Origin of the sequence: Rhizobium sp. BK060 (assembly GCF_014193145.1) — a bacterium.
GTDB lineage: Bacteria > Pseudomonadota > Alphaproteobacteria > Rhizobiales > Rhizobiaceae > Rhizobium.
The window spans coordinates 68,658-82,792 of the sequence record NZ_JACHYW010000009.1 but is presented as its reverse complement, the minus strand read 5'-3'; the positions used below and the strand labels follow the sequence as shown (position 1 = coordinate 82,792).

The window sequence follows — 14,135 nt, the reverse complement described above, 5'->3', positions numbered from 1 at the left end:
GAATCCGTGACACTTACGTATCAAATTATGACGGGTGCTCAACTATGCCAGTTGCCTTTCGATCAGGCAACACGGCGCATAACGACGGCGTAGAAGCCGTCAAGGCCACCCGCAAAACCGGCGGGAACCTCCAACATGTCGGGCGTCGTGCGGAATTCTCCGAGGCGGCTGATAGCAGACTCCAGTCCCGGCCAGCGCTTGGCATCAATGGCGACACGCTCGAGCATCGGTGTATCCGAAAGGACGCGAGCGGCTACCTCTTCTCCCTCGGTCGGATCAAGCGAGCAATTGGAAAAGACAATTGTGCCGCCCGGCTTCAGCAAGGTTATCGCGTGGCGCAGCAGGCGCTCCTGAAGCGCAGCAAGTTTCGCAATGTCGTCCGGCCCCTTGACCCAGAGAACGTCGGGATGTCGGCGCGTCGTCCCCGTCGATGAGCAGGGCGCATCCAGCAGTATGGCATCGAACAGTTCCGCTGGCTGGTATTTCGTCAGGTCGCTGGCAACCGTCTCGCCACTCAACGCTAGCCGATCCAGATTGGCTCGCAAACGCTTAATACGGTTTTCGGATTGCTCGACCGCCGTAACGTCACCCCCAGCAAGGATCAACTGGGCCGTCTTTCCGCCAGGCGCTGCACACAAATCCGCAACGCGTTTTCCCGCCAAGTCACCGAAAAGCTGGGCAGGGATACTGGCGGCTGCGTCCTGAACCCACCAGGCGCCCTCCGCAAATCCCTCGAGTGAGGGAATGCCGCCCTCGAAGGCGGCCAGCCGAACACCACCGGTCGGCAGCACAAGGCCGCCCAAACGCTGCGCCCAGCTCCGCGCGTCCGTTTTGACGGTAAGATCAATTGCGGCCGGCTCGAGCTGCGATTCAGAGATCGATCGTGCCCTTTCCTTGCCGTAGGCCTTTTCGAGCCTTTTAACAAACCATTCCGGCATGACCGGAATGGCGTTGATTTCAGCCAGGACATCCTCTTTCTCGCGTCCGAGACGGCGTAGGACGGCATTTACCAGCTTGGCAAAGCGGCGATTCCGCGGGTCCTGATTTGATTGCTCAACTGCGAGGTCGACCGCGGCATGATCCGGCACATCAAGATAGAGGATCTGCGCCGCGGCAATCGCGAGAACGTGATGCAATGCCCGCGCGCCTTCGGGAAGCGGCGATTCGAGCAGGAGGGAAATCGCGGCATCTATGCGCGGCAAATGGCGCAGCGTCGCATTGAGAATGGCACGCGCTAGTGCGCGGTCACCCTCATTCAGAGTCTTATAGGCTGGATTACCATGTTCATTGTCCAAGGCGCCGTCAAGCGGGAGCTTCCGGTCCACGACGGCTGCCAGGATCTTGGCCGCAGCGGCACGAACCTGCAATCCGGGTTTTGCTGGCGCAAGGACAGGCCCCGAGTTGGAAGGCTGTGCTTTACGAAATGGCTTTTTCTTGCCGTCTGAATTCAAGACCACGGACCTTTCGGCGGTTGTGAACCACCGCGATCAAGACCGGTATTCGGAACCGAGCGCGATTTGCGCATCGGATTATCAGCGCGAACCGGCGGCGTCGAGACATTCATGCCTCTGCGTGCCATTTCCTGCAGCGCCGCAATCCGGTTTTCCGTGTTCGGGTGTGTGGAGAACAGATTGTCCATGCCGGCGCCGGTCAGCGGATTGATGATGAACATATGGGCAGTTGCCGGATTGCGCTCGGCATCGTAGTTCGGCACATGCGACGCGCTCCGCGCGATCTTGGCAAGCGCCGAAGCAAGCCACAGCGGATTGCCGCAAATCTCCGCGCCACGGCGATCGGCCGAGTATTCGCGCGTCCGGCTGATGGCCATCTGAACCATCATCGCGGCGAGCGGCGCGACAATCATCGCCAGCAACACCCCTATGAAGCCGAGCGGATTGTTGTTGTTTTCCCGGTTGCCACTGAAGAAGAACGCAAAATTGCCCAGCATTGAGATCGCGCCGGCGAGCGTCGCGGTGATCGTCATCGTCAAGGTGTCGCGGTTTTGCACGTGGGCGAGCTCATGCGCCATGACGCCGGCGACCTCTTCCGGCGTCAGTGCGCTCAGCAGGCCGGTGGACGCGGCAACGGCAGCGTTCTCGGGATTGCGACCCGTCGCGAAGGCATTTGGTTGCGGGCTGTCGTAGAGATAGACCTTGGGCATGGGCAGACCGGCATTGCGCGCCAAATCCCTTATGATCGAGAAGAACTCCGGGGCATTGCGCTCGTCGATCTCCTGCGCGTGATAGGCCGACAGCACCATGCGGTCGGAATTCCAGTAGGAAAAGAAGTTCATCCCAGCCGCGATCACGAACGCGATCATCATGCCGCCGCGCCCGCCGATCAGAAAGCCGACGGCCATGAACAATGCGGTCATGAAGGCGAGCAACATGGCTGTACGGACGAGGTTCATTGCTATCTCCAAAATACGCCTAAGCGGATCCGCGCAAGGTCAGAGGGTTTCAATTGCGGCGCCGGCGCACTATGATTTGGTCATTCACCAGCCATTTTCAATATTTTTGGGCGGAAACGCGTGATGCAGGCAGCGGATAATGACAACAACGAAACCCTAGCGGCGGAAGCCGCCGAGACTCCCCGCAAGTTGCTCCCGCCGGCCGCCAAGCGCGCGCTTGCCGAGGCGGAAGAGCGGCGCCGAAACGAGAAGCCGGTAGAAATGCCGCCAGAGATAGGTGGCCGCGGCGGTGCCGATCCCTCCCGCTTCGGGGACTGGGAAATCAACGGCAGAGCGATCGATTTCTAAGTAAATATTCCTATTAACTTTCTCCCACGATCGGAATTTATTCCTTTCATGAGAAAGATTGCTTCCCTTGTCGCACTGGCCGCCTTTGTCGTAACTCCGGTCGCGTCCGAGGCACGCGACGAAATAGCGGGCCGGTATCGGCTGAAATCCTAAGAGTGATCGATGGAGATACTCTTCTGGTCGAAGCTCGTCCTTGGCCGCAGCAGACAATGGAAGTCTATGTTCGGATTCGCGGTATCGACGCGCCTGTGATGCACTCAGGCTGTGCCGAAGCCCGACATCCAGATCACCCGAGATCCAGCTTACGCAGATTGCTGGCGGACAAGTATTTTGGCCGCATCCTGGCAAACGTAACATTTTCAGATGGCAGGAACCGGCTCAATATCTGTTGGGCGGGGGATCGTACGGGCCTATGATGGCGGCCGAAAGCCGCGCGTAATCTGTCCCGAACAGAACTGAAGCCGCCCCGATCGCTCGGAGCGGCTTTTGCTTAGACTGTCACCTTGTTCTGGCGGTTGGCAATCAGATCGTCAACAACGGCGGGATCAGCAAGCGTCGAGGTATCGCCCAAAGAGCCGAAGTCGTCCTCGGCGATCTTGCGCAGGATGCGGCGCATGATCTTGCCGGAACGGGTCTTCGGAAGACCGGGTGCAAACTGTATCTTGTCGGGTGCTGCGATTGGGCCGATTTCGCTGCGAACATGCTTGACCAATTGCTGGCGCAAATCGTCCGAACCTTCATTGCCCGCCATTAGAGTAACGTAGCAATAGATGCCCTGGCCCTTGATCGGGTGCGGATACCCAACGACGGCCGCCTCCGACACAAGGTTGTGCGAAACGAGCGCGGATTCGACCTCGGCGGTGCCCAGACGGTGCCCTGAAACGTTCAGCACGTCATCGACACGACCGGTGATCCAGTAGTAGCCGTCCTCATCCCGTCGGCAGCCATCGCCGGTGAAATACTTGCCCTTGTAGGTCGAGAAGTACGTCTGGATGAAGCGCTCGTGGTCGCCATAAACAGTGCGCATCTGCCCCGGCCAGCTGTCGGTAATGCAGAGATTGCCGTCGGCCGCACCCTCGAGCACATTGCCTTCATTGTCGACCAGCTGCGGCTTGACGCCGAAGAATGGCATCGTCGCCGAACCCGGCTTCAGGTCAGTCGCGCCCGGCAGCGGCGTGATCATGTGACCGCCGGTTTCCGTCTGCCACCACGTATCGATGACAGGGCAACGCTTGTCGCCGACGACGTTATAGTACCATTCCCACGCTTCCGGATTGATCGGCTCGCCAACCGTTCCGAGCAGACGCAGGCTGGAACGCGACGAGCGCGTGACGAAGTGGTCGCCAGCACCCATTAGCGAGCGGATCGCCGTCGGCGCCGTGTAGAAGATATTGACCTTGTGTTTGTCGATGACCTCCCAGAACCGGCCCTGATCCGGGAAATTCGGCACGCCTTCGAACATCAGCGTCGTCGCACAGTTCGCAAGCGGACCGTAGACGATATAGGAGTGCCCGGTCACCCAGCCCACGTCGGCGGTGCACCAGTAGATATCGCCAGGGTGATAGTCGAACACATATTCATGGGTCATCGCCGCATAGACGAGGTAGCCGCCCGTCGTATGCAACACGCCTTTCGGCTTTCCGGTGGAGCCAGAGGTGTAGAGGATGAACAGCGGATCCTCCGCCTTCATCTTCACCGGCGGGCATTCAGGCTTAACCGTAGCGACTTCCTGATGGTACCAGAGATCGCGGCCCGGCGCCCAGCCGGTCTTGCCACCGGTACGCCGCACCACGAGGACCTTGTCGACGATGACATGCTGACGAGCGGCGATATGAATGGCCGTATCGGTATTGTCCTTCAGCGGCACCGGCTTGCCGCCGCGTACGCCTTCGTCGCAGGTGATCACAAAGGTGGACTGGCAGTCGACAATACGACCGGCCAGCGCTTCCGGCGAGAAGCCGCCGAACACGACCGAATGAACTGCGCCGATGCGGGCACAGGCGAGCATCGCATAGGCCGCCTCGGGAATCATCGGCATATAGATGGTAACGCGATCACCCTTCTTGACGCCGTGCTTCTTCATGACGTTCGCCATACGGCAAACGTGCTCATAGAGCTCGTTGTAGGTGATCTTCTTGTCAACGTAGGGATTGTCGCCCTCGAAGATGATCGCCGTCTGATTGCCGTTGGTCTTCAGGTGCCGGTCGATACAGTTGTACGAAACGTTCGTCTGCCCGTCCTCGAACCACTTGATCGAGACCCGGCCGGTGAAAGACGTGTTCTTGACCTTGGTGTAGGGCTTGAACCAATCGATCCGCTTGCCATGCCTGCCCCAGAATTTGTCGGGGTTCTCGACGCTTTCCTCGTACCACTGCTCGTACTTGGACTTATCTATAAGCGCATGGTTCTTCACCGGTTTTTGCACCGGGTAGATCTTTTCGGACATGGAACTCCTCCTCACTCGGACACCGGACGGAACGAAGCAGTCCGGACTGGCTCTGGGCATTCATAGCAGGTCGAATTTGCCCGGCAATTAGACAAAGGTCATTTCATTCGTGATCAATTGCAATTCTGCGTCACTGCGGTTATATAGCGCCATATTTCCCGGACATAGTGGTGACAACCCACGGACCGCGACACCGGCGCGGACGACAGAAGGACTATATCCATGGCTCAACAATTGCTCATGCCGAAGGCGACCGCCATCTGGCTCGTCGACAACACAGCCCTGTCATTCGACCAGATCGCACAGTTCTGCAAACTGCATCCGCTCGAAGTGAAGGCGATTGCCGATGGCGAAGCCGCGCAGGGCATCAAGGGTCTCGACCCGATTGCGACCGGCCAGCTTTCCCGCGACGAAATCGCCCGTGCCGAAAAGAACCCGGCACACAAGCTTAAACTCTCCGAGCCCAAAGTTCGCGTGCCCGAATCCAAGCGCCGTGGCCCGCGCTATACGCCGGTTTCCAAGCGCCAGGATCGCCCAAACGCCATTCTCTGGCTGGTGCGCAATCATCCGGAACTGAAGGATGCGCAGATTTCCCGTCTCGTCGGCACGACGAAGTCGACGATCGAGCAGATTCGCGAACGCACTCACTGGAACTCTGCAAATCTGGCGCCGATGGACCCGGTAACACTCGGTCTTTGCAGCCAGATCGATCTCGACATGGAAGTCGAAAAGGCGGCAAAGGGCCGTCCGCTGCCAACGGCAGCCGAGCTTGGTGCAACCTTGCAGTCTGCGCATGAGACCGAGCGTCTGACGAGCCATGAGCGCGAAGAGGAGAAGGAAATCGACGCCGATGCCGTTTTCGCAAAGCTGAAGTCGCTGAAGTCTTCTCCGAAGGATGAGGACGAAGACGATCACTACTGATTGTCTCTCGATGAGCGATAAACAAGGCCCTGCGTAAGCGGGGCCTTTTTATTTCTGCGCTTCTATATCGGAAACGAACCGAATCCGCGCTTGCGCAACGCTTCCGCGATTTCCTCGAGAATTGCCGGATCGTCGATCGTCGCTGGCATTTTCCACGGCACGCCGTCGGCAATCTTTTGGATCGTCCCGCGCAGAATCTTGCCGGAGCGTGTCTTGGGAAGGCGGTCGACCGTTATGGCGGTCTTGAAAGCAGCCACTGGGCCGATCGCGTCGCGGATCAGCTTTACGACCTCCGATTCGATGGCCGATGTTTCCCGTGAAACATTCTTTTTGAGAACCAGAAGCCCGCACGGCACCTGGCCCTTCAGCTGGTCGGCAATTCCGACCACAGCGCATTCGGCAACATCCGGATGCGTGGCACAAACCTCCTCCATCGCTCCCGTCGACAGGCGATGACCTGCACAGTTGATGATGTCGTCGGTTCGCGACATGATGAAGAGGTAGCCATCCTCGTCGACGTAGCCGGCATCCGCCGTTTTGTAATAACCCGGAAATTCAGCCAAATAGGCCGAACGGAAGCGCTCATCTGCGTTCCACAGCGTGGGCAGGCAACCGGGAGGCAGGGGAAGCTCGACAACAATGTTCCCGAGTGTCCCCGGCGCAACGGGGTGACCGGCGTCATCGAGGACATGGATACTATAGCCGGGCATGGGTACCGATGGGGAACCATGCTTCACCGGTAGCACCTCAAGGCCGAGCGGATTCGCCACCATTGGCCATCCCGTTTCGGTCTGCCACCAATGATCGATCACGGGAACATTGAGCATATGCTCGGCCCACTTCAGTGTCTCCGGATCAGCACGCTCTCCCGCCAGGAACAGGGCTCTGAAATTGGGCTTCGAATAGGCTTTGAGGTGTGCGCCCTCGCTATCTTCGCGGCGAATGGCGCGGAAGGCCGTAGGTGCGGTGAAGAGAACGCGCACATCATGCTCTGAAGCAATGCGCCAGAAGACGCCGGCATCAGGCGTGCCGACCGGTTTTCCTTCGAAGATAACACTGGCAGCGCCAGCCAGGAGCGGCGCATAGACAATGTAGGAATGGCCGACAACCCAACCAATATCGGAGGCGGCCCAGAACACTTCACCCTGCTGGATGCCGAAAATGTTCGTCATCGACCAGTTGAGGGCGACCATGTGACCGCCGTTGTCGCGCACGACGCCCTTGGGCTGGCCCGTCGTGCCAGACGTATAGAGAATATAGAGTTCGTCCGTCGCCTCGACGGGGGTGCATTCGACATTCACACCACGATTTCTCGCGACGGCAGCTTCGAAATCCTCGTCACGACCATCAACCAGGTCCGCCGCAAGCTGCGTCCTCTGCAGAACAAGGCAATGGACCGGCTTTGACTTCGCGATGGCGATTGCCTGATCGACCAAGGGCTTGTAGGGCACCACCCGTCCCGGTTCGAGCCCGCAACTTGCGGTCAGAATTAGTTTCGCTCCCGAATCGTCGATGCGCGCCGCAAGCTCATTTGCCGCAAAGCCACCGAACACGACGGAATGGACAGCGCCGATGCGTGCGCAGGCAAGCATAGAGAAGACCGCTTGCGGCACCATCGGCATATAGATGATGACGCGGTCGCCCTTCGCGATTCCGCGCTGCCGCAGCGTCGCAGCAACGGCGTTCACTTCGGCAAGGGCTTCGTCGTAGGTAAAGACAGTCTTCGTACCGCTCATGGGGCTGTCGTAGATAAATGCGGTATTGCCGCCGCGACCGGCCAGAACATGGCGATCGAGGCAATTGTAGCAGGTATTGGTTTCGCCTCCGGCGAACCAACGGCCATATGGACCGCTCTCCGGTGAAAACGTCCGCTCCGGCTCTTTGAACCAGTCAATTTCCGCCGCCGCCGCCCGCCAGAAGGCCTCCGGATCGCCCTTCCATCTGGCATAGGTCCGCTGATAGTCACCCTGCATCTGCTCCTCCCCAGGATATGCAAGTTACCTTAGCAATCTAGGAGAGGCAGGGCAGGAGAGGAAGCCCGACCAAAGCAGCGTATCAGCGGGCGCCGAAGATCGCGGAGCCGACACGAACGCTGGTCGCGCCAAAGGCAATGGCCGTTTCATAATCCCCGGACATCCCCATCGAAAGCTTCTCGACGCCGCACGCCTTAGCAAGCTTGGCGAGCAATGAAAAATGCGGACCGGGGTTCTCATCCGCTGGCGGGATACACATCAGTCCCTCGATGGCGAGGCCGAGTTCATCACGACAAAAAGCGACAAACACCGCGACGTCATTCGGTGCGATCCCAGCCTTCTGCGGCTCAAGCCCTGTATTTACCTGGACATAGAGACGAGGGGTCTTCGCCTGACGCTTCATTTCGTCAGCGAGTACACGGGCAATCTTCTCGCGATCAACTGTCTCGATCACATCGAACAACGCAACCGCCTCTGCCGCCTTGTTAGACTGCAGAGGTCCAATAAGATGAAGTTCGATGTCCGACGTCTCCAATTTCAGCTCCGGCCATTTTACCTGGCTTTCCTGAACCCTGTTTTCCCCGAAAGTCCGCTGCCCGGCCTGTAGCGCCGGGCGGATGGCGTCTGCGCCGAATGTCTTTGAGACGGCGACAAGCTGAACCGAACCCGGGGATCGCCCGCCCTGCTGTTCGGCTGCGGCGATATGCGAGCGCACATCGTTCAATCGCTCTTCAAGTTCCATCACTCGCCTCGACAAGACCGCATGAGAAGATCGCAATGCACTAAACGCCCGGGCTGTGCTTGCCAAGGCCCCACACGCCCGAAATCGTGGACGGCAGACCGAGATCGGACGCTTGCCGCACCCGTAAAACTTGACGCTACGGTGGTTTCATGGTGAAGGTCACCACCAACTTCCCCTGATTTTTCGGAAATACGAGTACCATGGCAACCGAACGTTATAACCCGCGCGATGCTGAACCTCACTGGCAGCAGAAATGGAACGAAGCGAAGGTCTTCGAGACCGACAACAGCGATCCGCGCGAGAAGTATTACGTCCTTGAAATGTTTCCGTATCCATCCGGTCGCATCCACATGGGCCATGTGCGAAACTACGCGATGGGTGACGTCGTAGCTCGCTACAAGCGCGCTCGCGGCTATAACGTGCTGCATCCCATGGGGTGGGACGCCTTTGGCATGCCGGCCGAGAATGCAGCAATGGAGCGCGGCGTCCATCCGGCGTCCTGGACCTACCAGAATATCGCGTCGATGAAGTCTCAGTTGAAGGCGATGGGCCTATCACTGGATTGGAGGCGCGAGTTCGCGACCTGCGATGTTGCCTACTACCAGCATCAACAGCATCTTTTCCTGGATTTCCTCGAGAAGGGGCTCGTCTATCGCAAGCAGTCGAAGGTGAATTGGGATCCGGTCGACAACACTGTTCTGGCCAACGAACAGGTTATCGACGGACGCGGCTGGCGTTCGGGCGCACTCGTCGAACAACGCGAATTGACGCAGTGGTTCTTCAAGATCACCGACTTCAGCCAGGACCTGCTCGAGGCGTTGGACACGCTTGATCAATGGCCCGAAAAGGTCCGGCTGATGCAGAAGAACTGGATCGGCCGCTCCGAAGGCATGATGCTCCGCTGGGAGATCGTTCAGGAGACCGCGCCGGCCGGAGAAACCGAGATCGAGGTCTATACGACGCGCCCGGACACGCTGTTCGGCGCCTCGTTCCTGGCGATCGCGGCTGACCATCCACTGGCAAAGGATGCCGCAGCGAAGAGTCCGGCCATCGATGCCTTCTGCGAGGAATGCCGCCGCGCCGGCACCTCGCTTGCCGCGCTGGAAACTGCGGAGAAGAAGGGAATCGACACCGGCATACGGGTAAGGCATCCACTTGATCCTTCGTGGGAACTGCCTGTTTACATCGCAAACTTCGTCCTCATGGACTACGGGACTGGCGCCATTTTTGGCTGCCCGTCAGGCGATCAGCGGGACCTTGATTTCGCACGCAAGTACGATTTGCCCGTCGTTCCGGTCGTCATGCCGGCAGATGGAGATGCTGCGACGTTCAGCGTTGGTGATGTTGCCTATGACGGCGACGGCGTGATGATCAACTCGCGCTTCCTCGACGGCAAGACCACCAGCGAGGCATTTGATCTTGTCGCTGACCGTTTGTCATCGATGACGCTTGGGAACGCTCCCCAGGGCGAGCGCAAGGTTAACTTCCGCTTGCGTGATTGGGGCATCTCGCGCCAGCGCTACTGGGGCTGCCCGATCCCGGTGATCCATTGCGATGACTGCGGCGTTGTTCCCGTTCCGAAGAAGGACCTGCCGGTAAAGCTGCCGGAGGACGTAACCTTCGACCAGCCCGGCAATCCGCTTGATCGTCATCCAACATGGCGGCATGTCGCCTGCCCGCAGTGCCGCAAGGATGCACGACGGGAAACCGACACGATGGACACTTTTGTCGATTCCAGCTGGTATTTCACGCGCTTTACTGCGCCTTGGGAAGGCAAGCCGACTGACCCGAGCGCTGCCAATCGGTGGCTGCCGGTCGACCAGTACATCGGTGGTATCGAGCACGCGATCTTGCACCTGCTCTATTCGCGCTTCTTCACCCGTGCAATGCGCGAGACAGGCCATGTCGATGTGAAGGAACCTTTTAAGGGTCTCTTCACGCAGGGCATGGTCGTGCACGAGACATACAGCCGCGGTACCGGTATGAGCCGCGAGTGGGTCGCACCGGCAGACATTCGCATCGAGGAACTGGACGGAAAACGCCGCGCCTATCACCTCTCCAACGGCGAAGAAGTCGCTATCGGATCGATCGAGAAGATGTCGAAGTCGAAGAAGAATGTCGTCGATCCGGACGATATCATCGCCTCTTACGGCGCAGACACTGCGCGCTTCTTCGTGCTTTCGGATTCGCCACCGGAGCGGGACGTTATCTGGTCGGAAGCAGGGGTCGAGGGCGCTCACCGGTTTACGCAGCGTCTGTGGCGACTAATTGCCGAGGCGTCGGACAACCTTCGCAATGTTGCTCCGACTCCGGCTAAGGATGGGGAAGCTCAGGCTATCTCCCAGGTCGCGCACAAAACCTTGAAGGCCGTGCAGAATGACTACGATCGTCTCTGGTTCAACAAGGCCGTCGCGCGGATCTACGAGCTCGTCAATGCCCTGGCATCACCTTTGACCCGTGTAGGCGCGGGGGAGGGCGATCGGACGTATCGCGCCGCCGTACGCGACGCTGCAGAGATACTTATCCAGTTAGTAGCGCCGATGACACCGCATTTGGCGGAGGAGTGCTGGGCAGCGCTGGGCAACGGCGCATTGCTGGCACACACGGATTGGCCACGTTATGACGAGACCCTTGTCGTTGAAAACGATTTGATTTTGCCGGTTCAGATCAACGGCAAGAAGCGCGCCGAATTGACAATTTCTCGCGACGCAGATCAGAATGCCGTCACCGAGGGTGTGCTTGCATTGGATGAGATCAAGAAGGCTCTGAACGGTCAGACGCCTAAGAAGATCATCGTGGTTCCGCAAAGGATTGTGAACATTGTCGTTTGATATCGCTTTTAAGCTGCTGCGCGGCTCAGGCATTGCCGCAATCCTTGCATCCGCGGCCTTTCTTGCATCCTGCCAGGTTCGCCCCCTCTATTCCGAAAGCTCCGGCGTCGCGGGTAAACTCGCGTCTGTCGGCTTCTCGGAAGCAACGAGCCGTGTCGGGCAGGAAGTTCGCAATCGACTGATCTTTATCGCTTCACGCGGCGCCGGCGAGCCCGCGAACCCGGACTACAAGGTAGAGCTCAGCGTTCGGTCGAATGTCATTAGCACTCTGCTTGTCGCGTCGTCAGATGAGTCGCTAGCTGGACGTGCAACTGTCAGCGTTGACTACACCCTGAAGTCGACGAAAGATGGTCATGTCATCAAGGCCGGCAATCGCTATGCCACCGCCCTGCTCGACTTCCCCGGCCAGGAATTTGCTAAACAGCGCGCTATTCGCGACGCCGAGAATCGCGCCGCGCGGCAGGCTGCCGAGTTTGTTGGTGCCGACATTGCGGCCGCGCTTGGCCGCTGAGGAGCGGATGCATGGCGGAAATCAAATCGCATGAGTTTGAAAGCTTTCTTGAGCGATCCGCCCGCAACTACCGGCTCTTCGTGATCTATGGGCCGGATCGTGGCCTTGTCTCGGAGCGCGCAACCCTTCTTGCTGCCAAGACAGGCGTTTCGCTCACGGATCCTTTTTCGCTGATCAAGCTCGACATCGCCGACTTGCAGCGGGACCAGGGACGTCTCCTGGACGAGACTGGCGCGATCGGCCTTTTCGGAGGGGACAAACTAGTCTGGATCCGTGGAGCAGCCAACGAAAAATATCTCGTCGATTCCCTGCAGACTCTTTCCGCGAGCATGCCGGAAGGCACGTTCGTTATTATAGAAGCCGGTGACCTCAAGAAGGGTTCGCTGCTGCGGAAAGGCGCCGAGACAGCACGCAATATCGTCGCAGTACCCTGCTACTCCGACGATGCTCGCGCGCTTAACAGCTTGATAGACAGCGAACTTTCGAACGCAGGCATCGCCATCACGCCAGCTGCACGACAAGCCTTACTGGTGCTTATTGGCGGGGATCGGATTGCCTCTCGCAACGAACTGCGAAAGCTTGCGCTCTATTGCCGTGGTAAATCGACGATCGAAGAGCATCACGTTACGGAAATTATAGGCGACGCCAGCGCAATCTCAGTGGACGATGCCGTCGATGCGGTGCTGAGCGGCAATCCGACCAGTTTCCTGAACGCGATGCAGAAGATCATATCGTCCAAGACCGCGGTGTTTCTCGTTATACAGGCCTGCCTGAAGCAATTTCAGTTGCTGGATGCCATGAAGACGGAAATGGAAGAGAAGCGATTGCCGGCCGCGCAGGTCATGCAGACGCTGGGCCGTCATCTGCATTTTCGACGAAAACCGATCATCGAGCAAGCACTTCGAACTTGGTCCGCAGACGCCCTAGCACGAGAAGCCAATCGTCTGCAGGCCACTATCCTGCAGACTCGCAAGCGTGCGTCCCTAGAAGACAGCGTCGCACTCCAGACGCTGCTTTCGACCACACTCCAATCGGCGCGCCGGTAATTACTCTCAGCGACGCTCCAGAAGACGGCAGATTTCTTCTAGCTGTTCCAGGGACTTATAGGATATCCTGATCTGACCACCGCTTGCTTTATGATTGATCGTCACATCAAGGCCGAGTGCATCGGATAGGGTCCGTTCCAAGGCGAGCGTATCTGAATCCTTCTGATCCTTTTGATGCGCCAGGGGTCTCGGTTCGGACTGCGCCTTGATATCGTTTTGAGCCAAACGCTCGGCGTCGCGCACCGACATGCCTTTTGATACTATCGTGCGGGCGAGCGCGGTCGGGTCAGAGGTCGGCACCAGCGCTCGGGCATGACCGGCAGAGAGACTTCCGGCGGCAAGGAGGTCTCGAACAGGCTCTGGCAGCTTCAAAAGACGCAGTGAATTCGCCACATGGCTGCGGCTCTTGCCGATGATTTCGCCAAGGTCGTTCTGGGTATAGCCATATTCCGCCATAAGTTGCTCGTAGCCGAGCGCCTCTTCCAACGGATTGAGGTCGGAGCGTTGAACGTTTTCGACAATCGCGATCTCGAGAGCGGTTTTGTCATCGACATTACGCACGATGACAGGAATCTCGATCAAGCCAGCAAGCTGCGCCGCGCGCCACCGTCTTTCGCCGGCTATGATCTCGAACTGGCTACTCGCCAACGTGCGGACTACAACGGGCTGAACGATACCATGCTGCCGGATCGAGCTCGCAAGCTCGTGCAATTCGCCGTCATCGAAGAACCGTCGAGGATTGCGCGGATTGCGACCGACGAACTCGATGGGCACCATTTGATCGGCACTCACTCCGCGATTTGGGGCATCAACCGGCATCGGCTGATCCATCTCACCGATTAATGCAGCTAGGCCACGGCCAAGTCTTCTCTTCGAGACGTCATCGTTCATGTCTTAACTCGCTATA

11 protein-coding genes are annotated in these 14,135 nt (G+C 58.6%); 5 read left to right on the top strand and 6 right to left on the bottom strand.

What is annotated here, in order from left to right; translation table 11 throughout:
• Positions 1-62: 62 nt before the first annotated feature.
• Both FHT71_RS12090 and htpX read right to left on the bottom strand, forming a co-directional pair.
• A complete protein-coding gene (locus FHT71_RS12090) occupies positions 63-1,457 on the bottom strand; it encodes an RsmB/NOP family class I SAM-dependent RNA methyltransferase (protein WP_183719759.1) in 1,395 nt (464 codons plus the stop codon).
• The gene (gene htpX / locus FHT71_RS12085) at positions 1,448-2,410 is read right to left on the bottom strand and encodes a zinc metalloprotease HtpX (protein ID WP_132592396.1); all 963 of its coding nucleotides are present in this window, start codon (positions 2,408-2,410) and stop codon (positions 1,448-1,450) included. Before htpX ends, FHT71_RS12090 begins: the two co-directional genes overlap by 10 nt.
• Before the next feature lie 123 nt (positions 2,411-2,533).
• Between htpX and FHT71_RS12080 the strand changes: the two genes are divergently transcribed.
• Positions 2,534-2,758, top strand: coding sequence for a DUF1674 domain-containing protein (locus tag FHT71_RS12080; protein WP_132592394.1), 225 nt, complete (start codon positions 2,534-2,536; stop codon positions 2,756-2,758).
• 490 nt (positions 2,759-3,248) lie between these two features.
• On the opposite strand, the gene acs is transcribed toward FHT71_RS12080, so the two are convergent.
• Positions 3,249-5,204 (bottom strand): acetate--CoA ligase, encoded by a 1,956-nt coding sequence (gene acs, locus FHT71_RS12075; protein WP_183719757.1) that lies wholly within the window; start codon positions 5,202-5,204, stop codon positions 3,249-3,251.
• Positions 5,205-5,426: 222 nt separating this feature from the next.
• Here acs and FHT71_RS12070 point away from each other — a divergent pair, with 222 nt between their 5' ends.
• Positions 5,427-6,125 carry a DUF1013 domain-containing protein gene (locus FHT71_RS12070; protein ID WP_007798173.1) on the top strand — a complete coding sequence of 233 codons (699 nt, stop codon included), beginning with the start codon at positions 5,427-5,429 and terminating at the stop codon, positions 6,123-6,125.
• 62 nt (positions 6,126-6,187) lie between these two features.
• Here the strand turns inward: FHT71_RS12070 and FHT71_RS12065 are convergent, their stop codons facing one another.
• Together FHT71_RS12065 and FHT71_RS12060 are read right to left on the bottom strand one after the other, a co-directional pair.
• A complete protein-coding gene (locus tag FHT71_RS12065) occupies positions 6,188-8,098 on the bottom strand; it encodes a propionyl-CoA synthetase (RefSeq protein WP_183719755.1) in 1,911 nt (636 codons plus the stop codon).
• Between the two features lie 82 nt (positions 8,099-8,180).
• On the bottom strand, positions 8,181-8,840 hold the full coding sequence (locus FHT71_RS12060; protein WP_132592388.1) for a YggS family pyridoxal phosphate-dependent enzyme: 660 nt from the start codon (positions 8,838-8,840) through the stop codon (positions 8,181-8,183).
• A 200-nt stretch (positions 8,841-9,040) separates the two neighbouring features.
• On the opposite strand from FHT71_RS12060, the gene leuS reads away from it, so the two are divergent.
• Genes leuS through holA form a run of 3 tightly spaced genes read left to right on the top strand, consistent with a single transcriptional unit; the run spans position 9,041 to position 13,228 of the window.
• On the top strand, positions 9,041-11,671 hold the full coding sequence (gene leuS / locus FHT71_RS12055) for a leucine--tRNA ligase (RefSeq protein ID WP_132592386.1): 2,631 nt from the start codon (positions 9,041-9,043) through the stop codon (positions 11,669-11,671).
• Positions 11,661-12,182, top strand: a complete 522-nt coding sequence (gene lptE, locus FHT71_RS12050; RefSeq protein ID WP_007798162.1) for an LPS assembly lipoprotein LptE — start codon at positions 11,661-11,663, stop codon at positions 12,180-12,182. The genes leuS and lptE overlap by 11 nt, the downstream gene beginning before the upstream one ends.
• Before the next feature lie 11 nt (positions 12,183-12,193).
• The gene (holA, locus tag FHT71_RS12045) at positions 12,194-13,228 is read left to right on the top strand and encodes a DNA polymerase III subunit delta (RefSeq protein WP_007798160.1); all 1,035 of its coding nucleotides are present in this window, start codon (positions 12,194-12,196) and stop codon (positions 13,226-13,228) included.
• 6 nt (positions 13,229-13,234) lie between these two features.
• Here holA and FHT71_RS12040 read toward each other — a convergent pair whose 3' ends face one another.
• Positions 13,235-14,119 carry a ParB/RepB/Spo0J family partition protein gene (locus tag FHT71_RS12040; protein ID WP_132592384.1) on the bottom strand — a complete coding sequence of 295 codons (885 nt, stop codon included), beginning with the start codon at positions 14,117-14,119 and terminating at the stop codon, positions 13,235-13,237.
• Positions 14,120-14,135 lie beyond the last annotated feature (16 nt).

Excerpts from the sequence above, each read along its gene's own strand:
- FHT71_RS12080 (WP_132592394.1), top strand. The coding sequence starts at position 2,534 with ATGCAGGCAGCGGATAATGACAACAACGAAACCCTAGCGGCGGAAGCC.
- holA (WP_007798160.1), top strand. The coding sequence starts at position 12,194 with ATGGCGGAAATCAAATCGCATGAGTTTGAAAGCTTTCTTGAGCGATCC.
- FHT71_RS12040 (WP_132592384.1), bottom strand. The coding sequence starts at position 14,119 with ATGAACGATGACGTCTCGAAGAGAAGACTTGGCCGTGGCCTAGCTGCA.
- acs (WP_183719757.1), bottom strand. The coding sequence starts at position 5,204 with ATGTCCGAAAAGATCTACCCGGTGCAAAAACCGGTGAAGAACCATGCG.
- FHT71_RS12060 (WP_132592388.1), bottom strand. The coding sequence starts at position 8,840 with ATGGAACTTGAAGAGCGATTGAACGATGTGCGCTCGCATATCGCCGCA.
- htpX (WP_132592396.1), bottom strand. The coding sequence starts at position 2,410 with ATGAACCTCGTCCGTACAGCCATGTTGCTCGCCTTCATGACCGCATTG.
- leuS (WP_132592386.1), top strand. The coding sequence starts at position 9,041 with ATGGCAACCGAACGTTATAACCCGCGCGATGCTGAACCTCACTGGCAG.
- FHT71_RS12070 (WP_007798173.1), top strand. The coding sequence starts at position 5,427 with ATGGCTCAACAATTGCTCATGCCGAAGGCGACCGCCATCTGGCTCGTC.
- FHT71_RS12065 (WP_183719755.1), bottom strand. The coding sequence starts at position 8,098 with ATGCAGGGTGACTATCAGCGGACCTATGCCAGATGGAAGGGCGATCCG.